Raw genomic sequence first — 252 nt, 5'->3', positions numbered from 1 at the left:
CAAAGAGCGTTTTCCAGTTGCATGGGGTGAATGAAGCTGAACAGCCGGTGTTGCGCAAGAAGCTGCGGCGCAATCAGGTACTGACCTTTTTTGCAGGGCTTTCGCCGCTGAAGATTGGCATGGAGGCACTACTGGGCGCGGGAATTGCGCGCGCTGGGCCATGAGGTGATGGTGTTGCCGCCGCAGTACGTGAAGCCCTATGTGAAGCGCTCCAAGTCGGATGCGGCGGACGCCGGGGCGATCTGCGAGGCG

General features: G+C 60.7%; 1 pseudogene. It reads left to right on the top strand.

Annotation, left to right across the window (positions count from 1 at the left end):
• Positions 1–252: pseudogene (locus EOA16_RS33445) on the top strand (IS110 family transposase); the annotation flags it as partial.

Origin of the sequence: Mesorhizobium sp. M7A.F.Ca.US.008.03.1.1 (genome assembly GCF_003997495.1) — a bacterium.
Lineage (GTDB): Bacteria > Pseudomonadota > Alphaproteobacteria > Rhizobiales > Rhizobiaceae > Mesorhizobium.
This window is presented reverse-complemented; position numbering and strand designations above follow the sequence as displayed.